Genomic DNA, 26247 nt, shown 5'->3' on the forward strand with positions numbered 1-26247 from the left:
AAGTGGCGTAATGAGTGCCATTAAGGCACATCATCCACAACTCCCGGTCATGGCTACGGAATCCGAGTCAACGACGGACATGAGCGTTGGACTGGCACTTGTGCTGAGCGCGATCGCGACGATCGGTGCGCTGGTGATGTTTATCGGCGCACCGGATGTGACGGCGGCATGGGGCTTTGCAGCCGCAATGCTCTTCGGTTCGCTCGCTGTCGTCGGGATTCACCTCTACTGAGACCGCACCGCCATCCCGGTTCTGTCCGGCGATTGGTCACCGATCGTCAGCCAACAGTTAAGAGCGACGGCCCCGTATAGGTGCGTACGGACGATGACCGACTACTCCAACGAAGAGCAGCGAATTCTCTCGTACCTCCGAGAGAGTGCCGCCCGAGGTGAACAGTACTTCCGGGCGAAAAACATCGCCGACGCGATCGGGCTGTCATCGAAACAGGTCGGCGTTCGGCTCCCCCACCTCGCGGAAAAATCGGACGACGTCGACATCGAAAAGTGGGGTCGCGCTCGCTCGACCACGTGGAAAGTTACCCTTAGCTGAGCTCTTTGCACGCGGCCTCGCGCTCGGTGTTCGAGCTGGGCCGCGGTCTTTTTATTACAGACGGTCCCAGTTAGTGGCATGACTGTACGGGTCGACCGTTCGTTCGAGCTGTCGGCAACCCCCGAAGACGTCTGGGCGTTTATTGCCGATCCGAAAAACCGTGCGCGGGCGATCAGCGTCGTCCAGGAGTACACCGTCGACGATCCGGACGGTCGGCGAGTGACCTGGCACGTCGAACTCCCGATCCCGCTCGTTCGGAAAACGGTTCGCGTCGAAACCGAAGACATCACTCGCGAGCCACCGTCGTACGTCAAGTTCGTCGGGAAATCGAAAGTGTTGACCGTCACCGGTGAACACGAAATCGTCGAAACCGACGGGGGCACGCGCCTCGAGAACCACTTCGTCGTCGACGGCAAACTGCCCGGCGTCGAGAAGTTCTTCAAGCATAATCTGGACGGCGAACTCGAGAACCTCCGGCGTGCACTCGAGCGAGACCTGCAGACGACACGCTCCGAGGAGCGATGACGATGGCGACCGACGACGACACGTTCCGGCTCGCACTCGCCCAGCTGCACATCGAGGCGACCGATGTCGAGGACAACGTCGAGCGCGCGCTCGAGGCGGTTTCGCGTGCGGCCGACCGTGGTGCGGACCTCGTGGCGCTGCCCGAACTGTTCAACGTGGGCTACTTTGCGTTCGACAGCTACGAGCGCCACGCCGAACCGTTCGTGGGCGAGACGTTTACGCGGCTGCGGGAGGCGGCTGCCGACCACGGCCTCGCCGTCCTCGCGGGAAGCATCGTCGAGGATCTGGCGGCGACCGAAACCGTCGACACGCCCGCCGACGAGGGGCTTGCAAACACTGCTGCACTGTTCGATGCGACCGGCGAGACACGACTCGTCTATCGGAAACACCACCTTTTTGGCTACCAGTCGGCGGAATCGGAGCTGCTCGTCCCCGGCGAGCGCATCGAGACGGCGACGATCGGCGGCGTCACCGTCGGCGCGACGACGTGTTACGACTTGCGGTTTCCGGAACTCTACCGGCGGCTGATCGACGCCGGCGTGGAGTTGGTACTCGTTCCCAGCGCGTGGCCGTATCCGCGTATCGAACACTGGCAGACGCTCTCTCGGGCGCGCGCGATAGAAAATCAAGCGTTCGTCGCGACGATCAACGGCTCCGGTCACTTCGAGAGCGCGGACGCGACGCTGCTCGGCCGATCGACGGTCTACGATCCGTGGGGTACCACGCTCGCCTCGAGCGGCGACGAGCCGACGCTGGTGACGGCCGATATCGAGCTGGCCACGCTCGAACGGGTCCGTAAGGAGTTCCCGGCGCTTCGGGACCGCCGGCTGTAGGCCGGGAGCGGTTCGCCGACCGCTGTCTTTTTATTCTGTGGCCCGATAGTACGGATGCCGGTTTACGGCGCTTTTCACGTCACGACCGGCACTGCGCGTCGCTCCGGCCCGTCGCACGCTCGTTTCCCGGGAACGAGCGACTCCACGGCTGCCTCCTCGTCTTCGCCCACATCCTCTTTCGTACCTTCATCGGACACGAGCGCTGGCGACGAGAGCCGGGCGACCCGTTGTCCTGTCGGGCCCTCCACGGATCGCCGTAAGTGGCGTCCTCGAGCGACCCGTTGCGAAAAAGTAAGGTAGGGGCTTCGCGTTGGTTCTGACAGGAATGTTCAGGAAGGTTCTGGTAGCGAACCGTGGGGAAATCGCCGTTCGAGTAATGCGTGCGTGCGAGGAGCTAAACGTCGGGACCGTTGCGATCTACTCCGAGGCCGACAAAGACTCCGGACACGTCCGCTACGCCGACGAGGCGTACAACGTCGGCCCAGCCCGCGCGGCCGACTCGTACCTCGACCACGAGGCAGTCATCGACGCCGCACGACGAGCGGACGCCGACGCCATCCACCCCGGCTACGGCTTCCTCGCCGAGAACGCCGAGTTCGCCCGAAAAGTCGAGGAAACCGACGGCATCACCTGGATCGGCCCGTCCGGCGACTCAATGGAAGCCCTCGGTGAGAAGACCAAAGCCCGCTCGATCATGCAGGAGGCCGACGTCCCCATCGTCCCCGGGACGACCGACCCCGTCACCGACCCCGAGGAAGTCAAGGCGTTCGGTGAGGAACATGGCTACCCGATCGCGATCAAGGCCGAAGGCGGCGGTGGCGGCCGCGGCATGAAGGTCGTCTGGGACGAAAGCGAAGTCGAAGACCAACTCGAGAGCGCCCAGCGCGAGGGTGAGGCGTACTTCGACAACGACTCGGTGTACCTTGAGCGCTATCTCGAGAACCCGCGTCACATTGAGGTCCAGATCGTCGCCGACCAACACGGCAACGTCCGACATCTGGGCGAGCGTGACTGCTCGCTCCAGCGCCGCCACCAGAAGGTCATCGAAGAGGGCCCATCGGCGGCGCTGTCGGACGAACTGCGCGAGAAGATCGGCGAGTCGGCCCGTCGGGGTGTCTCCGCGGCCGACTACACCAACGCCGGCACCGTCGAGTTCCTCGTCGAAGAAGATGCCGACCGCGACGGTCCGCTCGGTCCGGACACGAACTTCTACTTCCTCGAGGTCAACACTCGGATTCAGGTCGAGCACACGGTTACCGAGGAGATCACGGGGATCGACATCGTCAAGCGCCAGATCAAGATCGCCGCCGGCGAAGAGATCGACTTCGATCAGGACGACGTCTCGATCAACGGCCACGCGATGGAGTTCCGGATCAATGCCGAGAACGCAGCCAACGACTTCGCGCCCGCGACCGGTGGCACGCTCGAGACGTACGATCCGCCGGGCGGCGTCGGCGTCCGCATGGACGACGCGCTGCGTCAAGGCGACGAACTCGTCACCGACTACGACTCGATGATCGCCAAACTCGTCGTCTGGGGCGAGGACCGCGACGAGTGTATCGAGCGCTCGCTGCGCGCCCTGCGGGAGTACGAGATCGAAGGCATCCCGACAGTCATCCCGTTCCACCGCCTGATGCTCACCGACGAGGAGTTCGTCGCGAGCACGCACACGACGAAGTATCTCGACGAAGAACTCGATCAGAGCCGTATCGAGGACGCCCAGGAGCAGTGGGGCGGCGACACTGGCGACGGCGCGAGCGACGATGACGAGGAGAGCGTCGAGCGCGAGTTCACCGTCGAGGTCAACGGCAAGCGCTTCGAGGTCGAACTCGAGGAACACGGCGCACCCGCCATCCCGGCCGGCGACGTCGACGTCGGCGGGAACGCACAGGCCAGCCGTCCGGAGCCAGCCGGCGGCTCGAGCGACGAGGTCGAAATCGAAGGCGACGGCGAGGTCGTCGACGCCGAGATGCAGGGGACGATCCTCGACATCGAAGTCGAGGTCGGCGACGAGGTCGCCGCCGGCGACGTGCTGGTCGTCCTCGAGGCGATGAAGATGGAAAACGACATCGTCGCCTCGAGCGGCGGGACCGTCTCGGAGATCGCCGTCGAGGAAGACCAGAGCGTCGACATGGGTGACGTGCTGGTCGTCCTCGAGTAACGTCGCGGCGACCGCAACAGCTGCAACCAGTAGTCGATTTTTTCGGACGGTCGGAGCGAACGAGTTCGGTCGCTCGAGCGGGTGTTCCCACGCGCTGGGAGTTTGGGTGAACGACCTTGCACCCCGTTTCTAACGTGTCGGTATGGTCGAGACGTCACGACTCGAGCGGGTGGAGACTGACGAACGGGCCAACCCGGAACCACAGTGGGAGCTGTTCGTCCGCGAGACCGAAGACGGACCGTTGAAACACGTCGGAAGCGTCGCCGCCGCAAACGCCGCGACGGCCTACGAACACGCCTCGACGCTGTTCGGCGAGTCTGCCGTCGATCTGTGGCTCTGTCCGGCCGCCGAGGTCGAGCGGTACTCGACGCGCGGACTCGCGGCCGAAACAACCGACGCCGGGGAACGCCGCGAACAGGACCGCCCGCTGGAGGTGAGTGAGACGTGATTTCGATCAGCAAACTCCTCTGTGATCTCGACGCCGAAGGCGACGGGCTTCGCTACGACGCAGCCGAGGGCTCCTCGAAACCACAGATCTCCGAGGACAAACAGCGCCGCCCGGTCGTCGTCTGGAACACCACGCGACGGTGCAACCTCTACTGTTCGCACTGCTATGCCGGCGCGGACCTCGAGTCTGCGCCCGGGGAGTTCTCGACGGCAGAAGCGAAGGCGTTCCTCGAAGACCTCGCCGACTACGGCGCGCCGGTGATTCTCTTTTCGGGAGGCGAGCCGCTCGTAAGAGACGATCTGGTCGAACTCGTCGACTACGCCGCCGACCTTGGGCTGCGGCCCGTCCTGTCCTCGAACGGCACCCTGATCACTCGCGAGAAAGCCGCGGCGTTGCGAGACGCCGGGCTGCAGTATGCCGGCATCTCGGTCGACGGCTTGCCGGAACGAAACGACCGGTTTCGAGGGCAGGAGGGCGCGTTCGATGCCGCCGTCCGCGGAATCGAAAACTGTCTGGACGTCGGCCTGAAGACCGGGCTGCGGTACACGATCACCGAGGCTAACGCGGCCGATCTGGAAGGTGTCGTCGACCTCCTCGCCGAGAAGGGGCTGGATCGGTTCTGTTTCTACCACCTCGATTACGGTGGCCGCGGGGCCGAGATCGCCGACGCCGATCTCTCGAAGCAGGCGAAACGCGACGCCGTCGATCGAGTGGCGGATCTCACCCTCGAGTATCACGACCGCGGCGAGGAGATCGAAACGCTACTGGTCGGTAACTACGCCGACGCCGCCTTCCTCGTGGAGTACGCCCGCGAGGAACTCGGCGAGAAGCAGGCGCAAGTGATCTACGACTACCTCGAGCGAAACGGCGGCGATCCGACGGGCGAGCGAGTCGCAGACGTCGACTACACGGGCAACGTCCACCTGACGCAGTTCTGGCAGGGCTACAGCCTCGGGAACGTTCGAGACCGGCCGTTCGGCGAGATCTGGGAGGACGAGTCGAATCCGCTGCTCGAGGCGCTTCGCAACCGTGAGCAGTATCTGATGGGGAAATGTGCGGACTGTCAGTACCAGTCGATCTGTCGCGGTGGCTCGCGACTGCGGGCGCTCGCGGCGACCGGTGACCTGTTCGCACCGGACCCGCAATGTTATCTCTCGGATACAGAAGTACGCGGCACCAACTCGGCCGTCGGCGCTGGTGCCGATTGAACCGGCAGCGACTCCGTCGGATTAACAACAGAACATGAACGGGTAGATCAACGCGACTCGGTCACCGTCCTCGAGGATCGTCTCGAGTCCCTCGTAGTGTTCGTTGAACCGGCCGTTGATAGCAACCCGAGCGAACGTCCGCGTCTGCTCACCTTCGGGGTTTTTCTTCCACGTGCCCGGCAAGTTCTCGGGTGCCGGCGCCCAGCCGTGAGCGGTCGCGTCGGCTTCCGTCTCGGCGATGAGCATGTCCTCGACATCGTACTCTTCGAAGAACGCCTCGAGGAACTCGCGAAGTCGGTCGCCGGCGAACGTAAACTCGAGTTCGTGAGCGCCGACGGCCTCGCGGACGTGTCCGGTACACCGGACGGTGACGGTCGTTTCCGACTGTGCCTGTGTCCGTTGCTCCTCGTGAGCCGTTTCGGTTGCCATATCGATGGTACGATCCCGCTCGGCGAAACCTCTTTTCCGAACATGTTCGACCATCAGCGTCCACGGATTCGAGCTACCTCGAGTCCGTCACTCTCGCGGAGAAACGCCGACGTCCGGTGGCTGACGGGTCGTTTCGATCGTCGTCGCGACGAGTTCCCCGTACTCTTTCGCGGAGTGGTCGCCATCGTTGTACGCGTGGGCCCACGTCGCATCGACTTCGGCTGCGCCGAACGATGCCGGTGCGTCATCCAGAATCGTGACTTCGAGTGCGACGACGTCGTATCCGGCGTCGAGTAACGCAGCGAACGCACCCGCGATCGAGGCAACGTCGTGGAGGGTCCCCGCCGCGCCCCGTTTCGTGTCCCGGTACTCCATCGTGAGTACGTCTCGGTCCCGTTCGACGGACTCGACCTCGAGCGCAGCGTCGTCGAACGCTGCTTCGAACGCCGCTTCGTCGGCAATGTCCATCTTGGCCAGCGCCTCGATCCGTTCCTCGAGGATCTCTGTCCGTTCGGTGACGGGCAGTCCCGGCGTCAACTCGGCGGTTGGCCACTTCTTGTTCGCTGGCAGTTCGTCACCGATCTCTTCGGTACACCCGCTCAGGAGTCCCGTTCCCACGACACCGCTCAACTGGAGGACCCGTCGACGTGTCGGCGTCCCCGTCCGTGTTCCGTCTGTCGGGGACGAGTCCGGGCTCATACTCGATGCTCGGCGCTGAGAGTCATAGAAATTGGTTCTGCATGCGCCGGCACCGAACCCAAACGCCACGTTCCCGTTAGGTTACAGACAGCGATGGTCCTCGAGTTGACCGAGATCGGCTTCGTCGTAATCGGAATCGTACTGTTCGGCGTCGCAGTGCTGCCGCGATTCGTTTCCGATCGACCGATTTCGCTGCCGATCTTTTTTGTCTCGTTCGGGCTGCTCGTTTTCAGCCTGCCGATCGGGCTGCCGCCGCCCGACCCACTCGAGCAGGGTGAGACGACCGAACGACTCGCCGAACTCGGCGTTATCATCGCCTTGATGGCACTCGGGCTGAAGCTCGATCGGCCGCCGGGTCTGCGGGCGTGGGCGTCGACGTGGCGGTTGCTCGTGATCACAATGCCGCTGTCGATCGCCGGCGTCGCGGTGCTCGGGTGGTCCGTCGGCCTCGTCGTTCCAACAGCACTCCTGTTGGGTGCGTGTATCGCACCGACCGATCCCGTTCTGGCGTCGGAAGTGCAGGTCGAGAAACCCGGTTCGGGGACTGAAGCACAGCGGCTGCCGTCGGCGGCTGGCCGCGAGGACGAAGTTCGGTTCGCACTCTCGTCCGAGGCCGGGTTGAACGACGGCTTCGCGTTTCCGTTTACGAATCTGGCGATCGCGATCGCGCTCGTCGGCATCGCACCCGGTAACTGGCTCGGCGAGTGGCTCCTGATCGACGTCGGCTACCGGATCGTCGTCGGCGTCCTCGCTGGAATCATCCTCGGTCGACTCACTGCGTGGGTGATCTTCTGGGCGAGTTCCGAGACGCAACTCGCTCGATCCGTTCAGGGACTCGAGGCTGTCGCTGGAACGCTCGCCATCTACGGAGTCACCGAACTCGTCGGCGGGTACGGTTTCATCGCTGTCTTCACCGCAGCAGTGACGATTCGCAGCTACGAGCGCTCACACGACTACAACCAGTCGCTCCACGAAATCAGCGAACTGGCGGAGCAAACGATGATGGGGCTCATCATGGTGTTTTTCGGCGGTGCGATCGCTGGTGGACTCCTTTCGCCGCTGACCACGAACGCCGTCATCGCGGCCGTGGCGATCGTCTTTCTCGTCCGACCGATCGCCGGTATCGTCGGTCTGCTCGGATTCGATCGGCAGTGGCGCGAGCGGCTGCCCATCGCGTTTTTCGGCGTTCGCGGAATCGGTTCGTTCTACTACCTCGCACACGGGTTGAACGAGGGCGCATTCCCCGATGCTGCTCTCGTCTGGGCACTCGCCGGTGCAGTCGTCCTCATCTCGATCGTCGTTCACGGAATCACTGCGACACCGACGGTCAACTATCTGGAAGCGACCGGCGAGTAACCGTTGAACGTGGGGAGCACAAACAGCGTCTTGACGACGGATACCGGCTGGGTGGGTCTGGTATGGTGGCGGCTCTCGATCAGGTTTCGACGGCGAGTTACACTCAATGAAACCATTTCGACGAATACAATCGGTGCCTGTAAGTCGAACGTTCCCGTTCAAATCGTTTCATAGATAACGATCGTCATAATATTCATCTCGATCAAAAATGAACGATATACACTAGAGTACAAATACACACATTACAACCCGTAACTGAACAAGAAGAGTAGATTGACGACAGAGGATTTATATCCGATGACCGAAAGAGTCCGTCCAATGCTACTCTCAGTCGATCGTTCAGACACCACCGGTATGCACTCCGTAAGCTTCGACGTTATCGCTGCCGTTGCCGAGAAAGAGGGTGTCGATCCGATGGACATCGAACCCCCGGAGTACGACGCGTTGTACGAAGCGATTAATCCAGAAGCACTCGATGCACTGTTCGCACCGCGAGAGGACGGCTCACAGCGTGCAAACGGCCGCGTCGAATTCCCGTTCTGTGGCTATCAGATCATCGTCGATAGTAACGGCGAGGTCACCGCTGTCGACCGAGACGACGTTCGATAGACCACTCGTCTGTCCGTGTCCGCGATCAGTGACTAGCCGCGTCGATCCGCCGTCGCCAGTCGTCCGGGATCGCCTCCGACTGGCCGGTTTCCTGATCGACGAGTACCTGCACGGTTCGTGCCGTCGCCGCCCGCTTGCCGTCTGCTCGGATCTCGTACTCCATCGGGAGACTCGAGGTACCGAGCGCTGACACACGGAGCGCAACGGTAACGTCCGCGTCGGCCTCGATCGGTCGGACGTAATCGATCTCTAAGTTCGCGAGGACGGTGCCCACATCGACCAGCGAGACGTCGACGACGTCCTCGAAGTACGCCTGTCGGGCCTCCTCGAGATACGTCGCGTACGTTGCGTTGTTGACGTGGCCCATGAAGTCGATGTCACGAAGTCGAACGTCGATCGGAACCACGTAGTCGTAGCCGTCGGCACTCTCGTCGCTGTCGTCGCTCATTGTCGCCTGCCGACGGCCGCAACCGCCGTATAAGTACGCATTGGGGCGAGTCGCTACTCGTCGACACACGCTGCTTCGAAGACGGTCTCGTGAAGCCGATCCGCGACGATTTTCATCAGCGGCTCCATATTTCGCGTGTCCGCGCGATTGTACTCGACGAGCGTCTCGAGTGCGCCGTCGTCGCCGCGTTCGTACTCGTGCCAGAGGCGGACGGCGTCGCGACCGCTGATGTCGGGCCGGTCGCGTTCGATGCCGAGGTCGCGTTCGATCGCTTTCAGCCCGCCGTCGAGGCCGAGTTTCTTGCAGGGGTACATGAGATCGACGTGGGGCGTCGTCACGTCGAGGTCGTAACACGTCTCGAGGAAGGGGACGTCGAAGCGCTGACCGTTGAACGTCACCAACAGTGACGACGCCTCGAGTTCGGCCTCGAGCCGTCGGGCCGTCAGGTCGCGGCCGTTGACGAACGTCTTCGTCTCGCTGCCGCGGTGGACGCTGACGGTCGTGACGTCGTTGCTCGCCGCGTCGAGCCCGGTCGTCTCGATGTCCAGAAAGCAAGTCTGTTCGCTAACGTTCTCGTAACACCGCCACCGGCTGGCAGCCGGCAGCGCCTCGGCGAACGGCGCGACGTTGCCGCGCTCGAGGTGGGTTCGACCCTCGTCGATAAACGACTCGATCCGGTCGGCTACCGTATCGCCGACTACGCTGCCGTCGAACTCGTCCCAGTGGGTGATCCCCTGTTGCCAGAGGCGGCGTTCCGTCTTCTCCCCGACGCCGCGGACGGGAATGAAGCTGTTCTCGATTCGCACATGCCTTCGAGGGTGGCGAGCGAACTAAAAGCGATTGAATCGCCGCGCCGTCACCGGAGTGACCGGCCGGCTTTTGAGAGCGGCCGCCGTAGACGACCGTATGGTCGACCACGACGACGAACTCCTCGCGGCCGTTCGCGAACTCACGCGGACGATCGAGGCCCTCCAGCAGGACCTCGAGTCAACGCAGCGCCGACCGCGGCTTCGACCGTCACCACTGCGGCCCCCGACGCCTCGAGAGCTACTTGAGTTCACCGACGAGGTCGCCATCCCCGCGACGATCGCCGTCCTCGAGACCAGCGTGCGCGCGCTCGAGGGATTCCAGCGGGCGCTTGCACTCGCACGGACCGAGCGGGACGTTCGTGACCGAACCACCGAGGCCACGAGCGCCACGAACGAGCGGGCACGCGAGCTCCGGCAGACGACGCTGTCACAGCTCGACGGCGTGTTAGCCCGCCTGCAGCAGGCTGCACGCGATGGAACGCTCCCCGCCGACGAGAGCGCACGCGAATTGCTCGCCGAGGCCCGCGAGCTACGCGACGACATCGACAGTCGCCTTCGAGACGCCGGCACCGACGTCGACCGGCAACAGATCGACCGGACGGAGTCGACGGATGTCGTTCGGATCGACGTACAGGAGGGGCGGCCCGACGACCTGCAGGATGGCGTGGCTCCCGACAACCGCGACGATCCTGCCTCTCGCGTCGACGTCGACGCTGAACTCGAGACGCTGAAAGAGCAGTATGGAGACGACGAAGCCGAGAACGATATTCCGGACACCGCGTCCGAAAACGCGGACCGTGAAAACGAGGGCGCTGATGAGAACGGCGAAACGACCGATTCCGACGGCGACGACGATGACGTCGCCGGTTCCGACTCCGAGAGTTAGACCGGCTCGAACCGGTAGCCATCCCAGTCCTGACTTTCGGGTTCGCGAATGCCGGCCCCGGGTTCGCGGAGTTCCTCGACGTAGACCGGTTCGACTTCGTCGCCGGTCTCGACGTCGTCAGTCGTCAACTGGACGATTGCGCGCACTGGCTCGCTGTCAACGTCGAACTCGACGATCGCGAGCGTGTTCGGCTCGCGGACGCCGGGCGGCGTCGCCGTACTCTTCGTCCACGTCACGACCTCAGCGGTGTACTCGCTGAGATCAACCGTGTCGACCGGTTCCGTGCCGCCGGGACCGCGCGGGTGTCCGGGGTAGCTGATCGAACCGTCCTCGTACTCGTACGCTTCCATCGTCATTGTGCTGCCTCCATGATCGTCGTAATCACGCAGTTGCCGAAGCCGCCGACGTTGCAGGCCAGACCGACGTCGGCCTCGACCTGTCGTGGTCCGGCTTCACCCATGAGTTGTTCGTAGATCTCGACACCCTGTGCGACGCCGCTTGCGCCGAGCGGATGACCCTTCGATTTGAGCCCGCCGGAGGTGTTGACCGGCAACTCGCCGGTGTCACGCTCGGTGTAGCCCTCCTCGATCAGCTTCCAGGCCTCGCCCTGCTCGGCGAAGCCGAGTCCCTCCATCTGGAGGAACTCGAGAATGGTGAACATGTCGTGGAGTTCGGCGACGTCGATGTCGTCGGGGCCGTAGCCGCTCATCTCGTAGGCACCCTTGCCACTCTCGACGACGCCACCCATGATCGTCGGATCCTCGCGCTCGTGGACGACGTGGGTGTCCGTCGCGCCGTCGATACCCGCGACGACGACGTAGTCGTCGGTGTACTCCTTGGCGACGGATTCGGGACAAAGCATCAGTGCGGCCGAGCCGTCCGTGATCGGACAGAAGTCGTACAGCCGCAGCGGGTCGGCGACGATCGGTGACTCCAGCACCGTCTCGAGGTCGACTTCCTTCTGGAACTGGGCGTTGGGGTTGTCGACGCCGTTTTTGTGGTTTTTGACTGCGACTTTGCCGAGGCTCTCACGCGGCGCGTCGAACCGCTCCAGATAGTGCCGAGCCGTCAGCCCGGCAAACGACGGCAGCGTGACGCCGGTTTTGTACTCGGCTGGATGGGTCAGCGACGCGATGACGTCGGTCGCTTCGACGGTCGTCCGGTGAGTCATCTTCTCGCCGCCGACGAGCAGCGTCATGTCGCTTGCGCCGCTGGCGACCGACTGCCAGGCCGCGTAGATCCCAGCACCGCCGCTGGAACTCGTCTGGTCGACACGCTGGGTGTACGCCGGCATCGCGTCCAAGTCGTGTGCCAGCGCGTTCGGTACCCCAGTCTGTCCTTCGAACTCCCCGCTTGCCATGTTCGAGACGTACAGATGGTCGACGTCAGTCGCGTCGACACCCGCATCGTCGAGACACTCAATCCCGGCCTCTGCGAGGAGGTCCATGATCCAGCCCTCGCGTTGCCCGAACTTGGTCATCGAGGCTCCGATGATTGCAACACGTTCCATATCTTACCAAATTATAGTCAACGATTTATATGTACGGGGTCACGTAATGTTAGAGTGTTTCTATCATAACTGCTGGCTAATTTCAGCCTAACGAGAAGTACTCGAGCGCCGCCACAAAATAAACCACACCGAAACCGGGCCCAACAGTCGCCTACGCGGACTCCGCAGCGGCCGTTCGCAACTCGGTCGCCCGTGAGCGCGCCTGTGAGATCACTGCGGGGCGGGCTTCGAACTCGACGATGACGTCTTCGTCACCGTAGGTGACGTCGTCGACGTGGGCGTTGTCGTGGATCCACGAGACCACGCTCATCGTTTCGTCGGTCATCGGCAGCAAAAGCCGTTCTTCCTGCCACTCGGGGAGTTCGGCGTCGATTCGCTCGAGCAGCGTCTCGATGTTCGCTCCCGTTTTCGCGCTGACCATCACCGGGTTCGGTGCGAGCGCCGATAGGGCGTCTCGTTTCTCCGCTAAGTCCTCCTCGTCGACCGCGTCGATCTTGTTCAACACGGTCACGATTGGCGCTTCGTTGCGCTCATAGAGGGTGTCGTGACAGGTAACGAGTTTCTCGTGGATCTCGTCGATATCCTCGCTGACGTCGACGACGAGCAAGACCAGATCCGCCCGGTAGACCGAATCGAGCGTCGATTTGAACGATTCGACCAGCCAGTGAGGCAGATCGCTGATGAACCCGACGGTATCGGTCACGAGCACGTCCCGCGGCTCAATGGCGGCCCGGCGCGTCGTCGTCCCGAGGGTCGTAAACAGCTTGTCCTGAGATTCGGCGGTCGGGTCGAGGTCGGGATGGAGGTCTTCATTCTCCTCGACGGAAATGTCCTCGGCAAGCCGTCGCAGCAGGGTCGATTTCCCGGCGTTCGTATAGCCCGCGAGCGCAACCAGATCGAATCCCGAATCACGCCGGCGTTCGCGGCGGTGCTCTTCGGTCTGCTCGATCTGCTCGAGTTCGTCCCTGATCCGGCTGATCTGGTTTTTGATGTCCTGTTCGCGACTCTCGTCGTACTCGCCGAGCCCCATGAAGCCGGGGTGTTCCTCGCGTTTGGCCAGACTGGTCTTGGCCTCAGCACGGGGTAGTTCGTACCGAAGTTCGGCCAACTCGACCTGTAGCTGTGCCTTCCGGGTCTGTGCGCGCTGGCCGAAAATCTCGAGGATCAGGGTGAACCGATCGATGACTTCGACGCCGTCGGGCAACAGTTTCCCGAGGTTGTACGTCTGGTACGGGCCGAGTCGGTTGTCGAAAATAACTGTCGTCGCGCCAGTGGCACTGACCTCGTCGGCGAGCGCCTCGGCTTTCCCCTCTCCGAGCTGGAGGGCTGGGTCGGCCCGTCGTGACTGGGTGAGCTCGCCGACGACGGTGTAACCCGCCGCTTCGGCGAGGTCACGGATTTCGCTCGTATCGGGCGTTCCGGAATCGACGCGTTTTGCGATGACTGCTCTCATATGGATTCCAAACTGTGTGTGTCGCTCGGGTGGGCATGTGCGAAGAAACTCGAGACCGAAACGGATCGCTCGTCGGTCCGGGCGGCCGACACCGGCGTGCGCTGCTCGAGGCGGGACGGCACACGACGCAGCGACTGTCCGATCAGACTACGGATGCCGATCACACACCTCCGTTAGGCGAACACTAGGCATACACAGTGATACGCGCCCGACGCTCTTGAATCCCGTGCCCGATCTGGAGAGCGGGCGGACAGATCACAACAATCATTGCGGCTGACTCGAATACGACGGGTGATGATAGACGTCGATCCGGCGACGCTCGTGCTCGAGTTCGGCGGGAGCGCGGTTCTCGGTGGGGTGTTGGGCGTGGCGGCGAAACAGGTCGCCAAACTCGCTGCGATCCTCATCGGCGTCCAACTGATGGCCTTTCGGTATCTCGAGTCACAGGAGATCGTAACCGTCGACTGGAACCGGCTCTCGGCGGGGCTCCTCGAAGCGCAGTCCCAGACACAGGCCCAAGCCAGCCACTGGTTCGAATCGGTGCTCGCGATGCTGTCGGTCGGCGTCGGGTTCGCCAGCGGCTTTCTGATTGGGTTTCACAAAGGATAACGAGTTCGGACCGATCGAACCGGACTGGTCGGTGGCGTCTCAGCGCGTCTTCAGATCGTCTTTGTCCTTGACGATCTCCGTTTCGGCCGTGCCGCTCGTGTGTTCGTTGACGACGTCGTAGAAGTCGTTTTGCATCCCTGCCGGGAACGTCAACACGCCGATCCACGAGCCGTCGGGTTGCCACTCCTCGCGCTCTAAGTCGCCGAAGCCGCGGATCTGTGCCTGTGCGCTACCGGCGTAGTCGGCGGGGATCTGGACCGCGATCGTCACCTCTTCGAACCGGATCGGGATCACCGGCCGAAGCGCCTCGAGCGCCTCGTCGACCTGTGTCTCGACTGGCTCCATCGGATCGACGGTAAAACCGGCCTCCTCGAGTGCATTTTCGATGCGCTCTGGTGGGTGGGGGGCGTTGTCCATCTGCGGGTTGACCGCGTTCCGTGCGATCGTGTCGATCAACTGCTTGCGCTTTTGTTCTTGCATCTCACGGCGCTGATCGGCCGTGATCTGGATCTCTCCGCGTTTGATTACCTCGGGGATGATCTCGAGCGGGTCCGTCGTGTCGAAGACTTTCTCGAGGTCGTTTTCGGCCGGTCGGTCCCCTCGCGAGGCATCCTCGAAGACGTCCTCAGCGGCGATAACGTCCTCGAGATCGCCATCGAACTCGTCGCGTTTGATCGCCAGCGCCGCGTCCGGGTCGACTAACACTTCGAAGCGCGCCCCGTGTGACTCGAGTCGCGCCGTCACCGCCTCGTCGAGTGATATCATACCGGATCATACCCCCCGAACCATTAAAAGCGCTTTTCCTGCCGGTCTCGGTCGACGAACGCACAGTGGGTGAAACCCCAAAACGGAGTCGGCGGCGTCTCGATTACTCGTCGGTCTCGTCTTCACCGGTGTCGAGGAGGTCGTTCTCCTCGAGGTGAGACTCGATCTTGTCGTGGTCGAACTGCTCGAACGATTCGGTCTCGGCGTCGACCGTCGCGAGGCCGACCTCGCTCGGGAGTAAGGAGCCGTCGTTGACCGAGGCGAGCGCGTCGAGTGCGAGCGCGATACCGCCATCGAGATCCGCGTTCTCGTCGTAGTTCTCTTCTAAGTAGTCCTGAAGTTCGCCGCGGTCGGCACCGACGGCGAGTGCCTTCCACTCGTACGGCGTCCCCGAGGGGTCGGTCTCGAACAGCCGCGGCTCGCCGTTTTCAATACCGCCGACGATCAGGGCGACGCCGAAGGGTCGTGCACCGCCGACCTGGGTGTACTGCTGAATGTGGTCGGTGACCTCCTTCGTCAGCGTCTCGACACCGATCGGCTCACCGTAACGCAGCTGGTTGACCTGCGTCTGGCGGCGAGCGAAGTCGATCAGCTGACGCGCGTCGGCGACGTGGCCGGCGCTTGCGATGCCGATGTGGTTGTCGGCTTTGTGGATCTTTTCGACACTCGAGTCCTCGAGCAGCGCGGAGGGGACTCGCTTGTCGACGGCCAGCACGACACCGTCTGCCGTTCGAACACCGATACTTGCTGTTCCTCGCTTGACCGCCTCGCGAGCGTACTCGACCTGGTAGAGTCGGCCGTCGGGCGAGAAGATCGTGATGCCTCGGTCGTACGCCTGCTGTTGGGCTTGTCCCTGCATAGTATCACGCTAAATCGTAATCGAGGTCTGTCGCGCCCGTAAACGCCTCATCGAGTCGCACGTCTGCAACGCATTCCCGCAGGACGGCGACTCGCTCTTCGTTCCCGAACACGACGTTTCTCTCTTCAGAATCTTGCCCGCGGCGTCCTAAATAGTTTTCTTCAGCGGCACGGATCGTGCCACTGATACCGCAAACGTAGATTCCGACGGGAGCACCGTCTATCTCGTCGATACAGGACAGTGCCGCACGGGCTGGCTCCGTCTCACCGCGGCGGACCCGGACGATCGCCTCGCCGGTTTTGCCGGTATACTCGAACCTGATGACCGTCATATCGGCTCGAGCGCTTCCCGGATCACCCAGCAGGTTCTGGGCCGCATACCAACACTCGCGCTGGAAGTCACGGCGACTGATCGACGCGTCGGGCCAACTCTCGAGTTCGACGGCGAGGTACCGCCAGCGTGGCTGCAGGTGTTTCGGGAGGTGTTTCATCTGTCCGTACTCTCGACTCCCTCTTCGGCTTCAGTCGGCGGTCGCTCTGCGACCAGCACGCCGACCTGGTCGTGGACGCGTTCGACGGCGGTCAGCGAGAAGCCCGCGTCTGTGAACGCATCAGCGAGCGTTCCCACAGTCGCCGGATCGTCGACTTCCGGTGAGTAAAACGGCTCATCGGGATCGGGTTCGCCGAAGAACATCACGTCCCCAAGGACGAACCGCCGTGGCTCGAGGGCGGCGATCACGTCGATCGCCTCGCGCTTTTCCTCGTCCGAGAGATGGTGTAGTGCGAAATTCGAGGTGACGATATCGACGTCGCCGTCGTAGTTGGGTTCCCGGAACGTGCCGTAGTCGAAATCGACGTTCTCGAGTCCCTTCTCGTCGGCTTTCCGTTTGGCCTCCTCGAGCATCCCTTCGCTGATATCGCGGCCGACGACGCGCGCTGCGTCGGGGGAGAGTGCAAGTGCGATCGCCCCCGTTCCCGTCGCGAGGTCGAGAACGACGTCCCCGCGAGCGGAGCGAGTGCGGGCTCGAGGCGGCTCCGGCGACTCGGTGTCGTCGACCTCGGGTGCGGCGTGTTCGACGACCAGATTCGCACAGGCGCGGTACTCGTCGGATGTGTCGTCGTCGTACTCGCCGGCGAGCTCGTCGAACCGGGCGGCGTGTTCGTCAAGACTCTTTTTCATATCTCCCCTGTTCGACGCCCGGCTCAATGAACGACTCGGACTGAATGTGGCGATTCCGCTCGGCGAGTCGTCCCCACTCGGTCAGCCCCTCCGTGATGAACTCCCTCGAGAAGCCGAGCTGTTCGCCCAGCGCGCACAGTTCTCGTGGCCCACGTAACTCGAGGTGGGAGGTCGGATCAGCGCTGATGACGTAGGGTGCGTCGTAGTAGCCGACGATCTCGGCGAGTTTGCGAAGTGACTGAATGACCCGTACTCGCCGCCCCCCGCTCTGTCGAAGCACGCCCGAGAGGTTGAACTCGAGTCGAACGCCGTTCTCGACGGCGGCTTTCACGAGCACGTGGTTGATGTCGCCGCTGTCGGTCATCGGATGGGCCAGCACGTCGAGTTTCTCGTTTTCGACAGCGAACCGATTCAACGCGTTCGTGCCGCCGTGAAGCGCCAGAATCGTCTGCGAGGAGCGATAGTTACCCACTGAGCCGCCAGCCTCCTGTGGATCGGTGGCACGGATCTCGAGGCCGGAGACGACGTCGATCCCGTAGGCCTCGCTGATCCGGTCGGCGTCGTACTCGGCCCGCGAGTCGGCGTGGTTGCGGACGACCACGCCCTCGAAGCCGTAGTCGGCCGCCGTTTTGGCGAATCTGGCGACCGTGCTCTGTCCGTCGGGGTGGGCGTGGACGGCCTCGTACATACTCGAGTCGTCTCACGGCGGCGACTTGGGGTTTGCGCCATGCAGCGACCGGAGCCCACTCAACGAACGGGACGCGCAAGCGAGCCAGTTCTATAGTCCCAACTGAATCGGGCGACACACTGATCGCACAGCAGTCGTGCAATCGGGTGTCCACTGACCGTCAGTGGCTACTATAACCCAAACCGACAACGCGACAGTTTCGCGCGGAGAAGACGTAAAGAAGCGAATAGAACGACAGGTCTCAGTTGAGAATCGACTGGGCGACCGTCGCGAGCTGGCCATTGTCGGCCTCTCGAAGTCGGTCGTCGCCGATCTTCAGGCGCAGGCGTGGTCGGCCAACGTCGATGGGAACCTTTTCCGTGTCGATCAGACCCATGTCCTCGAGTTTGGTCTTCGTCCGGGAGAACGTCGCTTTGGAGGCGATGCCGACGTCTTCGCCCCACTTGCTGATGTCGTACAGCAGCGCTTCGTTTTTCGCGGCAACCAGCAGCGAAATCGTCACTTCGTCGAGCCCGTCGCCGTCGCCGCGGGCGGTCTCGAGCGAGTTGAGAATCGCCGTAAAGTCGGCTTCCGCGTCGGCGCTGATCTCTTCGGCGAGCGTCTCACGAACGTCCGTGATCGGCGGTGTCCGGAGGTTGAACTGGGAGGCGTCGGCCCAGCGGGCTGCGTAGGTGTCGTAGGTGTCCTCGACGAAACTCTCGTCGTCGGTGATGAGCCCACCGACACGGTCACCGGCGTGGACGATCGCGATGACGCGGTCCTCGGTGATCAGCAACGAGTTCTCGGGCGCTTCACCGAGCGTTCGTAGCCCGAGTGCGCCCTCGCTGATGAGGTCGGCAGCGTTCGAGGCGACGATGAAGTCGTCCATGACGGTCTTGAGTGTTCGCTCGCCGGCGAGCATCTGCACCGACGGGAGCTCACCGTCGAACGCGGTCGCGACCGACACGAACTCTTCGATAGCGTCTGCCGACGGATTGACCATGTAGACGTCCCCGGACGCCTCCTCGAGAACCGACTCGAGGATATCGTCAATCTTGTGGTTGAGTAAATTCGAGGTCATCTCTGTACAGAAGTAAACGGTTGCGACCCACTTAATTTTGTTGGCCGTTTTCGCGCGACAACTTGAACTCTGGCGACGATACCGGTAGTTTTTGTCAGGCTATCCATCGATTCTTTCGTCTCGGTTCAGGATTATTTGGGTCTTCGGCGACAAGAGTATCCGTCGTGGGGACTGAATCAAACGCCACCGTCGCGTCTCGGTGCTCGTCGGGTCGTCGACACAAAAATGAGTTCTGGCTCGGATTATGGCCCTCGGTACTCGGTTACGCGATTGAGGGGGTCGAGTTCGAGTATCGCGTTGGCGATCGGCGCGAGCACATCTTGGAGTGCAGTCCCGGCCTCGAGTAGCAGTGTCGGATCCATGCGTGTCCACAGACGAAACCAGGATATTTAAAAATACTGTCGAAACTGAAATTATGCGCAGTGTACTGGAACGCCCACACGCAGGCGTGATCAACGTCGACGTGCTGTCCGGAGACGGGTCGGTATCGCCATCCCGACGACCAAAAAAGATTCGCGATCGCTCGCCGCGTTAGGCGAGGAACTCTTCGATGTGATCGGCGACCTCTTCGGGCGTGTCGCCAACGGGGACACCAGCGTCGTTGAGTGCCGAGATCTTGCTCTCTGCGGTGCCGGTACCGGAGCCAGAGACGATCGCACCAGCGTGGCCCATGCGCTTGCCCGGCGGCGCGGTTCGGCCCGCGATGAAGCCGGCAACCGGCGTGTCGACGTTCTCGTCGATGAATGCGGCGGCTTCCTCTTCGTCTTCGCCACCGATCTCACCGCACATGACGATCGCGTCGGTGTCGGGGTCGTTCTCGAATAGCTCGAGGGCGTCGACGAAGTCGGTGCCGATGATCGGGTCGCCACCGATACCGATCGCGGTGGTCTGGCCGATGCCGCGGTTGGTCAGGTTATCGACGACCTGGTAGGTCAGCGTCCCCGAACGGGAGACGAGACCGACGTTCCCTTCCGAGAAGATGTTGCCGGGGAGAATGCCGAGTTTGGCCTCTCCGGGCGTGATGAGACCGGGACAGTTCGGACCGATGAGTCGCGTGTCGGTCTCGGAGAGGCGCTTGTTGACTCGCGCCATGTCCTGGGTCGGGATGCCTTCCGTAATCGCGACCGCGAGGTCGAGATCCGAGTCGAGCGATTCGAAGATCGCGTCGCCGGCGAAGGCCGGCGGGACGAAGATCACGGACGTATCGGCGTTCTCCTCGTCGACGGCCTGGTGGACCGTATCGTACACCGGGACGCCGTTGACCTCCTGGCCGCCTTTGCCGGGGACTGCGCCGGCCACGACGTTGGTGCCGTACTCCATCATCTGTTCGGCGTGGAATTTGCCTTCCCCGCCGGTGATGCCCTGTACCACGACGCGCGTGTCGTCGTCGACTAGAACGCTCATTATTCGCTCACCTCCTCAGCGTACTCGACAGCACGCTGGACCGCATCCTCGAGGGTCTGTTCGACCGTCACGAGGTCTTCGTTGAGAATCTCCATGCCTTCTTCCCAGTTGGTACCGGCCAGACGAACGACGACCGGCTTGGGGATCTCGTCGAACTGCTCGAGTGCTTCGTTGATCCCTTTGGCGACTTCGTCGCCGCGGGTGATGCCGCCGAAGATGTTGAAGACGACGCTCTCGACGTTGTCGTCAGAGAACACCATATCGAGCGCGTTCGCGATTCGGTCGGCTTTCGCACCGCCACCCACGTCGAGGAAGTTGGCGGGCTCGCCGCCGTAGTAGTCGACGAGGTCGAGCGTCGTCATGACGAGGCCAGCACCGTTGCCGATGATCCCCGTGTTGCCCTCGAGACGGACGTAGTCGAAGCCATACTCGTCGGCCTTCTGCTCGAGTTCGTCGCCGGTGCTCGCTGCTTCGGCTTCCATCTCGGCGAGTTCGGGCTGGCGGAACAGCGCGTCCTCGTCGATGTTCATCACGGCGTCGGCCGCGATGACGTCGTCGTCTGCCGTGACCATCAGCGGGTTGATCTCGGCGTCGGAGCCGTCTCGATCGTCCCAGAGTTCGTACAGCGTCATGAGGACGTTCGAGACGTCACGTGCGACGGCCTTGTCGACACCCGCGTCGTAGACGGCCTTGCGGGCCTGGTAGGGGTGCATGCCGAAGGAGGGGTCGATGTGCTCTCGAGCGATCGCGTCGGGGTCTTCCTCGGCGACTTCCTCGATGTTGACGCCACCTTTTGTCGAGACCATCGCCACGGGCTTGCCCTCGCCGCGGTCCATCGTGATGCCGACGTAGAGTTCGTCGGTGAAGTCGACGGCTTCCTCGACGAGCACGCTGCCGACGTGGTAGCCTTTGAGATCCATCCCCAGAATCTCGTCGGCTGCCTCACGTGCTTCGTCCTCGTCGTCGACGAGTTTGATTCCGCCGGCCTTCCCGCGGCCACCGACCTGCACCTGTGCTTTGATCGCGACTGGATACCCGATCTCCTCGGCCGCGGCGACGGCACCGTCGACGTCGGAGGCGAGTTGAGAGGCTGGCGTCGGGATGCCAGCGTCGGCGAAGACCTGCTTCGCCTGATACTCGTGTAGTTTCATAACCATTCGAACGGCCGTTCCCGCCTTGCTTAAATCCTGTTAGTTTCACTCGCGGTGATCGGTCCCTCGATACGCGATCCCGACACTGTGACCGACGATTACTGCCTGTTTGGGACGGCCCCTGTGGCAGAAAACAACTCGATTTCAAATAAATGTCTTCGACAGTTCGCACTCGAGGTGACCCGTCGGCTGTCGCCGACGACTCTCGCGTATCCCTTCGAACGCCGCTATGGGGTGGTCGTTACGTGGCGGCGCTGGGACGCTCGACAAAACCCACCAAACTCCGTGCTACCGCAACAGTTGACTCCGGGCAGCGATAATCCACCACCGAGCGCACGGCCATCGGGAGTGGCCCAGCCCACACACATGCTCGTCACCGTCGTCACCGGCCGGAGGCCGACCTGACGTGACCACACCGACTGCAGCACACCACAGCCGAGGGTGGTACGCGTCGCTAGAGCGCGTCCTGCGGCTGCTGGTCCACAGCAACCTCTTCATTTCGTTGGCGACGATGAGCGTCCTCGTCACGACAGTCATCCTCGCTGACCTCCCGCTCGAGGCCCTGCCGGTGTTTATTGTCTTCGCGGCGACGCTGTTCGTCTACACCGTCAACCGATTCACTGATCTCGAGGAAGACGAAGCCAACGTGCCAGAGCGGGCGGCGTTTACCAGACGGTACGGCTGGCTCCTGTTGGCACTCGGCGTCGGGCTCTACGTCGCCGCCATCTCGGGCGCGGTCGTCCTGGGGCTCGAGGGCGCGATCTACCTCCTGTTACCCCTCGTCGTCGCCCTGTTGTACTCCGTCGGCGGCGTCAAACAGCTCTTTCTCGTCAAAAACCTTGTCGTGGGCTTCGCCTGGGGGGCGATCCCGCTCGGGGCCGGCTACTACTACGACCAGCCGTGGTCGCTCGAAATCCTCGCGATCACGGCCTACGTGACCGCGATGATCACCATCGCGGCGGTGATCTTCGATATCAAAGACATCGAAGGCGACCGCGCGGAAGGGATCGCGACCGTGCCGAACCGGCTCGGCCCGGCGGCGACGCGACGCTACTCACAGCTCGCCAACGTCGCTGTCGCCGTGGGTGTCGTCTGGCTCGTCGTCACGACTTCACTCTCGAGTTCGTTTCTCTCCCTGCTCGCGATGAGCGCCTACGTCGCGTGTTACATTCCGTTTGCGACACCCGAGCGCGGGCCGCTGTACTACGGCTTCGTCGTCGACGGCGAGCACGTGTTCCTCGCCGGCGTCGTCGTCACACTCGAGTGGCTGGTCTGGTAAAGTGTGATCGTCGGAAAACGTCAAAAACCTATTGTTTTCAGTCCCGGTCCGTCTCGCTCCAGTCGCAATCCTGGCACTTCCAGCCGGTGACGAACTCGGTGACGGAGGGCATGTAGCCGACCTCGAGCACGTTACCACCGCAGTCGGGACAGTCCCTGTCGGCATCCTGAATCGACTCGGCTTCCATCACCGATCCGTCTTCGATTAGCTCTGCAAGTTTCTTGCCCGTGACCATTCGCCCTTGCACGACGCGATTCTCGCTCATACTCGAGTCGTTGGCTCGGCGTTCCTAAGCGCTTCCGGTCACCGCAGTGGCCTGCCGGCTCGTGCCGCCCGATTTCGGTGCATTCGAGCGGTTTGGACCCAGTCTCGAGCCGCCGACGAGCTGAATCGAAAATCGGACGATTTAACCTCACGAGGGATCAATGACCGATTGCGTGCGAGGGTAGCCAAGCGGCCAACGGCGGCGGACTCAAGATCCGCTCGTGTAGACGTTCGTGGGTTCGATTCCCTCCCCTCGCACTGACCAACAGTGCGGCAAGAGCAATATCTTGCCCTCGCAAACTTCTGCGACGAACCGACTCGGAGAGCGATGGCGCCGTCGATCTGCTGTCGCGACCATCAGTTGCAACTGCGTATCGAACATTTACCGACCGGGCCGTAGAACGGAGAGTCGCATGTCCTCAGAAACAGAGAGCGACCAGGAGGAATCGGGACGCGAACTCGAGTTCGAACACTATCTCGCCCGCGAGGAGGTGGTCGACCACCTCGAGTCGTTCCTCGACGGGTTCGACGACGGCGAGACCGTCACGATCTCCTTCGGCGACGAGACCGTCAAGTCCGACGCCCCGCCACACATGCAGTTCGAAGTGGAGTACGAGGAACACGGTGACCAACGCGAACTCGAGTTCGAACTCGAGTGGCGCGTTCAGGACGAAGACTTCGAGATCGGGGCCGAGTAAGCCAACCGCGACGGAAGCCGCGGCCTGCTCGAGTGCACACCGAGACCGTGCCGAAGTCCAACCCCTTTTGGGATAGGCCCGCTGACGGGAGACAATGAGCGAACGCGAAGACGAGTCTCGGCGAGCGGGCGTCGCGCTCCGTGCGGCGACCGCGGGTGCGGACGTCGCGGCGGCGTCGTTTCGAACGGACCTCGAGGTCGAACGAAAGGACGCGAAGACGGACGTCGTCACACAGGTCGACCGGAACGCCCAGACGCGGGTGATCGAGGTCATCGACAACGCGTTTCCGACGGAGTCGGTCGTCGGTGAGGAAGCGGACGCGTTGAAACGGGTTCCGGAAACCGGGCCGGCCTGGATCGTCGACCCCATCGACGGGACGAACAACTACGTCAGCGGCACTCGCGCGTTCGGGACGGCCGTCGCCGCGGTCCGTGACGGCGAACCGGTCGCTGCGGCGACGGTCTGTCCCGCGCTGGGGGATACGTACCGCGTCGGTCCCGACGGCGCGTTTCGCAATGACGAGCCGCTTTCGGTCAGCGACTGCAGCGATCCGGAGGCTGCGACCGTCTGTCCGACGTTCTGGTGGAATTTCGACCACCGCGAGGAGTACGCTGCGGCGACGCAAGCAATCGTCAAGCGCTTTGGCGACATGCGCCGCTTTGGCTGTGCCCAACTCGAGTTGGCGATGGTCGCCGCCGGCGCGCTCGAGGGGACGATGACGAACCTGCGGACGAACCCGTGGGACACCGTCGCCGGCGTCCAGTTGGTTCGGGAAGCCGGTGGAACCGTCACCGACCTCGAGGGGAACCGCTGGCGACACGACAGTACGGGGCTGGTAGCCTCGAACGGCTCACTTCACGACGACCTGTGTGCTGCGACACGGGAGATCGGTCGAACGCAGTAATCAACATCGGCTCGCCTGTCACGAACTGTCGGAAACCGGAAACGGTAAGCGCCCACCCCAACGGATATCGGTCATGGACGAGCTTATCGAGCGGTACGGGCCCGAACGGATCTGGGCCGCGACCGTTGTCCTCCTTGCTGGCGGTGTCACGCTCGCTGCCCTGCTGTTTCCCCAGCGCGTGTACGTCGACATCATCTGGCAGTACTTCTGGGGGCCAGTGGTCGCCGACGCCCACGGCTGGAGCTGTATCACGTGGGCGGGCGGTGAACAGGTACACTGCAATAACGCACCCGGTGACCCCGGTCCGACCGCCGCACCGGGGTACACCGTCGTCTCCTACGCGGGTTACATCCCGACGCTGATCCTGCTCGTCATCGGGATCTGGTTTTACATTCGTCGCCTCGAGATCGAACGCTATCGAGCGGGCTTTTTCGCGCTGTTCCCGTTCATGCTGTTCGGCGGCGCGCTCCGGACAGTCGAGGACGCGAACGTTGCTGCCTACCGCGAAACGGCCGAACTCGCGATCCAGTTGCCGTGGTCAGGGTTCCTGATCAGTCCGCTGATCTACTTCACGGTCTTTCTCGTCGCGGCAGTGGCGGTGTTCGTCTCGGTGTGGCTCGAGCGAAACGACTACGTGTCGGGGTATGAGTATCCGCTCGTCACGGTCGGTGCACTCGCGCTCGCGACGACGCTCGGCTGGCTCGGCTATCTCGCGGCGACGACGCCGTATCTCGAGTTCTACCCACTCATTCCGACGATCGTTCTCGGAGCGGCGACCGTTTCGACGGCGGTCGTCTGGACGGCGATCCAGCGGTTCGCACCCGAACTGAACCGCGGCACTGGCTACATGGGTATCGTCGTCATCTGGGCCCACGCGGTCGACGGCTTCGCGAATCAGCTCATGCTCGACTGGTCGCACGTGTGGAATCTCGGCTACAGCCCGAAACACCCGGTCAACGACGCGATCGTCAGCGTCACCGGCTCGGTCCTCCCCGCCAGCGTCACCGACGTTATCGGTGCCGCCTGGCCGTTTGCGCTCCTGAAGCTTGCCGCACCCGTCTTCATCATCTGGATCTTCAACGAGGAGATCTTCGAGGAGAACCCCCGATTTGCGATCCTGATGATGATCACCGTCGTCGCCGTCGGTCTCGGTCCCGGAACCCGTGACATGCTCCGGGCGACGTTCGGTATCTAACGGCCCGTTCGGACACACTCGAGAGCGATGTGAGGAACACAATTCGGTGATATTGACATCCTCCTGCGCCTGAAGACGCAGGAATCCCGAGCGGTGGGAGTTTCAGGTTTACAACCATGACTCCGCCACTTTTCGGGAGTTCGCGTCTAACCCAGTCGTCATGGTCGGTGGCTGTCTGGCCATGCCAAGTGGCCGTTACTCCTATCCTCAGCATCGTTGACACCCAGCTGTTGTTTTTGCCAGCAGGAAGTCGCTGACGCGTCGACGG

The 26247-nt window shown here is 62.8% G+C and carries 31 protein-coding genes and 1 tRNA gene; 16 read left to right on the forward strand and 16 right to left on the reverse strand.

All coding sequences use genetic code 11. The annotated features are described in order from the left end of the window. Positions 1 to 49: 49 nt before the first annotated feature. The 7 genes from GCU68_RS15370 to GCU68_RS15400 all read left to right on the forward strand — a co-directional run bounded on the left by GCU68_RS15370 (position 50) and on the right by GCU68_RS15400 (position 5725). On the forward strand, positions 50 to 232 hold the full coding sequence (locus GCU68_RS15370; RefSeq protein WP_152943068.1) for a DUF7525 family protein: 183 nt from the start codon (positions 50 to 52) through the stop codon (positions 230 to 232). A 93-nt stretch (positions 233 to 325) separates the two neighbouring features. Continuing rightward, positions 326 to 550, forward strand: a complete 225-nt coding sequence (locus GCU68_RS15375) for a DUF7123 family protein (protein ID WP_152943070.1) — start codon at positions 326 to 328, stop codon at positions 548 to 550. Between the two features lie 78 nt (positions 551 to 628). Beyond that, positions 629 to 1075 (forward strand): SRPBCC family protein, encoded by a 447-nt coding sequence (locus GCU68_RS15380; protein ID WP_152943072.1) that lies wholly within the window; start codon positions 629 to 631, stop codon positions 1073 to 1075. Further along, the gene (locus GCU68_RS15385; protein ID WP_193565057.1) at positions 1072 to 1908 is read left to right on the forward strand and encodes a carbon-nitrogen family hydrolase; all 837 of its coding nucleotides are present in this window, start codon (positions 1072 to 1074) and stop codon (positions 1906 to 1908) included. The genes GCU68_RS15380 and GCU68_RS15385 overlap by 4 nt, the downstream gene beginning before the upstream one ends. 325 nt (positions 1909 to 2233) lie before the next feature. Next, positions 2234 to 4069, forward strand: coding sequence for an acetyl-CoA carboxylase biotin carboxylase subunit (locus GCU68_RS15390; protein ID WP_152943074.1), 1836 nt, complete (start codon positions 2234 to 2236; stop codon positions 4067 to 4069). A gap of 142 nt (positions 4070 to 4211) precedes the next feature. Then, positions 4212 to 4517 (forward strand): Htur_1727 family rSAM-partnered candidate RiPP, encoded by a 306-nt coding sequence (locus tag GCU68_RS15395; protein WP_152943076.1) that lies wholly within the window; start codon positions 4212 to 4214, stop codon positions 4515 to 4517. Beyond that, positions 4514 to 5725: a TIGR04347 family pseudo-SAM/SPASM protein gene (locus GCU68_RS15400; RefSeq protein WP_152943078.1), complete on the forward strand. Its 1212-nt coding sequence runs from the start codon at positions 4514 to 4516 to the stop codon at positions 5723 to 5725. The genes GCU68_RS15395 and GCU68_RS15400 overlap by 4 nt, the downstream gene beginning before the upstream one ends. A 21-nt stretch (positions 5726 to 5746) precedes the next feature. On the opposite strand, the gene GCU68_RS15405 is transcribed toward GCU68_RS15400, so the two are convergent. Further along, positions 5747 to 6154 (reverse strand): MoaD/ThiS family protein, encoded by a 408-nt coding sequence (locus GCU68_RS15405; RefSeq protein ID WP_152943080.1) that lies wholly within the window; start codon positions 6152 to 6154, stop codon positions 5747 to 5749. An 87-nt stretch (positions 6155 to 6241) separates the two neighbouring features. After that, positions 6242 to 6853 (reverse strand): hypothetical protein, encoded by a 612-nt coding sequence (locus tag GCU68_RS15410; RefSeq protein WP_152943082.1) that lies wholly within the window; start codon positions 6851 to 6853, stop codon positions 6242 to 6244. Positions 6854 to 6946: 93 nt separating this feature from the next. On the opposite strand from GCU68_RS15410, the gene GCU68_RS15415 reads away from it, so the two are divergent. Together GCU68_RS15415 and GCU68_RS15420 are read left to right on the forward strand one after the other, a co-directional pair. Then, positions 6947 to 8209 carry a cation:proton antiporter gene (locus tag GCU68_RS15415; protein ID WP_152943084.1) on the forward strand — a complete coding sequence of 421 codons (1263 nt, stop codon included), beginning with the start codon at positions 6947 to 6949 and terminating at the stop codon, positions 8207 to 8209. 318 nt (positions 8210 to 8527) lie between these two features. After that, the gene (locus tag GCU68_RS15420) at positions 8528 to 8818 is read left to right on the forward strand and encodes a HalOD1 output domain-containing protein (RefSeq protein ID WP_152943086.1); all 291 of its coding nucleotides are present in this window, start codon (positions 8528 to 8530) and stop codon (positions 8816 to 8818) included. A gap of 25 nt (positions 8819 to 8843) precedes the next feature. Here GCU68_RS15420 and GCU68_RS15425 read toward each other — a convergent pair whose 3' ends face one another. Further along, a complete protein-coding gene (locus GCU68_RS15425; protein ID WP_152943088.1) occupies positions 8844 to 9266 on the reverse strand; it encodes an acyl-CoA thioesterase in 423 nt (140 codons plus the stop codon). Between the two features lie 53 nt (positions 9267 to 9319). After that, positions 9320 to 10072 carry a ribonuclease H-like domain-containing protein gene (locus GCU68_RS15430; RefSeq protein WP_152943090.1) on the reverse strand — a complete coding sequence of 251 codons (753 nt, stop codon included), beginning with the start codon at positions 10070 to 10072 and terminating at the stop codon, positions 9320 to 9322. A 100-nt stretch (positions 10073 to 10172) separates the two neighbouring features. On the opposite strand from GCU68_RS15430, the gene GCU68_RS15435 reads away from it, so the two are divergent. Further along, positions 10173 to 10961, forward strand: coding sequence for a DUF7547 family protein (locus GCU68_RS15435; RefSeq protein WP_152943092.1), 789 nt, complete (start codon positions 10173 to 10175; stop codon positions 10959 to 10961). Here GCU68_RS15435 and GCU68_RS15440 read toward each other — a convergent pair. From GCU68_RS15440 to hflX, 3 genes are all read right to left on the reverse strand, one after another. Next, a complete protein-coding gene (locus GCU68_RS15440; RefSeq protein WP_152943093.1) occupies positions 10958 to 11317 on the reverse strand; it encodes a PhlB family protein in 360 nt (119 codons plus the stop codon). The genes GCU68_RS15435 and GCU68_RS15440 overlap by 4 nt on opposite strands. After that, a complete protein-coding gene (locus GCU68_RS15445; protein WP_152943095.1) occupies positions 11314 to 12471 on the reverse strand; it encodes a thiolase family protein in 1158 nt (385 codons plus the stop codon). The genes GCU68_RS15440 and GCU68_RS15445 overlap by 4 nt, the downstream gene beginning before the upstream one ends. A gap of 151 nt (positions 12472 to 12622) precedes the next feature. Next, the gene (hflX, locus tag GCU68_RS15450; protein ID WP_152943097.1) at positions 12623 to 13924 is read right to left on the reverse strand and encodes a GTPase HflX; all 1302 of its coding nucleotides are present in this window, start codon (positions 13922 to 13924) and stop codon (positions 12623 to 12625) included. Positions 13925 to 14218: 294 nt separating this feature from the next. Here hflX and GCU68_RS15455 point away from each other — a divergent pair, with 294 nt between their 5' ends. Next, positions 14219 to 14533: an FUN14 domain-containing protein gene (locus GCU68_RS15455; RefSeq protein ID WP_152943098.1), complete on the forward strand. Its 315-nt coding sequence runs from the start codon at positions 14219 to 14221 to the stop codon at positions 14531 to 14533. Positions 14534 to 14572: 39 nt separating this feature from the next. On the opposite strand, the gene GCU68_RS15460 is transcribed toward GCU68_RS15455, so the two are convergent. The 8 genes from GCU68_RS15460 to sucC all read right to left on the reverse strand — a co-directional run bounded on the left by GCU68_RS15460 (position 14573) and on the right by sucC (position 21639). Next, the gene (locus GCU68_RS15460; protein ID WP_152943100.1) at positions 14573 to 15298 is read right to left on the reverse strand and encodes a ribosome assembly factor SBDS; all 726 of its coding nucleotides are present in this window, start codon (positions 15296 to 15298) and stop codon (positions 14573 to 14575) included. Between the two features lie 103 nt (positions 15299 to 15401). Beyond that, a complete protein-coding gene (psmA, locus tag GCU68_RS15465; RefSeq protein WP_152943102.1) occupies positions 15402 to 16157 on the reverse strand; it encodes an archaeal proteasome endopeptidase complex subunit alpha in 756 nt (251 codons plus the stop codon). A gap of 4 nt (positions 16158 to 16161) precedes the next feature. Next, the gene (locus GCU68_RS15470; protein WP_152943104.1) at positions 16162 to 16647 is read right to left on the reverse strand and encodes an Rpp14/Pop5 family protein; all 486 of its coding nucleotides are present in this window, start codon (positions 16645 to 16647) and stop codon (positions 16162 to 16164) included. Then, the gene (locus tag GCU68_RS15475) at positions 16644 to 17336 is read right to left on the reverse strand and encodes a class I SAM-dependent methyltransferase (protein ID WP_152943106.1); all 693 of its coding nucleotides are present in this window, start codon (positions 17334 to 17336) and stop codon (positions 16644 to 16646) included. The genes GCU68_RS15470 and GCU68_RS15475 overlap by 4 nt, the downstream gene beginning before the upstream one ends. Next, positions 17320 to 18024 (reverse strand): RNase P subunit p30 family protein, encoded by a 705-nt coding sequence (locus GCU68_RS15480; protein ID WP_152943108.1) that lies wholly within the window; start codon positions 18022 to 18024, stop codon positions 17320 to 17322. Before GCU68_RS15480 ends, GCU68_RS15475 begins: the two co-directional genes overlap by 17 nt. A 241-nt stretch (positions 18025 to 18265) precedes the next feature. After that, positions 18266 to 19084 (reverse strand): transcriptional regulator TbsP, encoded by an 819-nt coding sequence (gene tbsP / locus GCU68_RS15485; RefSeq protein WP_152943110.1) that lies wholly within the window; start codon positions 19082 to 19084, stop codon positions 18266 to 18268. A 531-nt stretch (positions 19085 to 19615) separates the two neighbouring features. Further along, the gene (gene sucD, locus GCU68_RS15490) at positions 19616 to 20488 is read right to left on the reverse strand and encodes a succinate--CoA ligase subunit alpha (protein WP_152943112.1); all 873 of its coding nucleotides are present in this window, start codon (positions 20486 to 20488) and stop codon (positions 19616 to 19618) included. After that, on the reverse strand, positions 20488 to 21639 hold the full coding sequence (sucC, locus tag GCU68_RS15495) for an ADP-forming succinate--CoA ligase subunit beta (protein WP_152943114.1): 1152 nt from the start codon (positions 21637 to 21639) through the stop codon (positions 20488 to 20490). Before sucC ends, sucD begins: the two co-directional genes overlap by 1 nt. Positions 21640 to 22045: 406 nt before the next feature. Between sucC and GCU68_RS15500 the strand changes: the two genes are divergently transcribed. Next, the gene (locus GCU68_RS15500; RefSeq protein WP_152943116.1) at positions 22046 to 22918 is read left to right on the forward strand and encodes a UbiA family prenyltransferase; all 873 of its coding nucleotides are present in this window, start codon (positions 22046 to 22048) and stop codon (positions 22916 to 22918) included. Positions 22919 to 22955: 37 nt separating this feature from the next. Here GCU68_RS15500 and GCU68_RS15505 read toward each other — a convergent pair whose 3' ends face one another. Continuing rightward, entirely contained in the window at positions 22956 to 23183 is a 228-nt protein-coding gene (locus GCU68_RS15505) for a DUF5795 family protein (RefSeq protein ID WP_152943118.1), read from the reverse strand. 174 nt (positions 23184 to 23357) lie between these two features. On the opposite strand from GCU68_RS15505, the gene GCU68_RS15510 reads away from it, so the two are divergent. The 4 genes from GCU68_RS15510 (at position 23358) to GCU68_RS15525 (ending at position 25979) form a co-directional block, all read left to right on the forward strand. Further along, a tRNA-Leu gene (locus GCU68_RS15510) sits at positions 23358 to 23440 on the forward strand. A gap of 155 nt (positions 23441 to 23595) precedes the next feature. Further along, positions 23596 to 23880, forward strand: coding sequence for an amphi-Trp domain-containing protein (locus tag GCU68_RS15515; protein ID WP_152943119.1), 285 nt, complete (start codon positions 23596 to 23598; stop codon positions 23878 to 23880). 94 nt (positions 23881 to 23974) lie between these two features. Beyond that, positions 23975 to 24784 carry an inositol monophosphatase family protein gene (locus tag GCU68_RS15520; RefSeq protein WP_152943121.1) on the forward strand — a complete coding sequence of 270 codons (810 nt, stop codon included), beginning with the start codon at positions 23975 to 23977 and terminating at the stop codon, positions 24782 to 24784. Between the two features lie 73 nt (positions 24785 to 24857). Beyond that, positions 24858 to 25979 carry a DUF63 family protein gene (locus GCU68_RS15525; RefSeq protein WP_152943123.1) on the forward strand — a complete coding sequence of 374 codons (1122 nt, stop codon included), beginning with the start codon at positions 24858 to 24860 and terminating at the stop codon, positions 25977 to 25979. The last annotated feature ends 268 nt before the right edge of the window (positions 25980 to 26247 follow it).

It is taken from the genome of Natronorubrum aibiense (assembly GCF_009392895.1).
In the GTDB taxonomy this organism is placed as follows: domain Archaea; phylum Halobacteriota; class Halobacteria; order Halobacteriales; family Natrialbaceae; genus Natronorubrum; species Natronorubrum aibiense.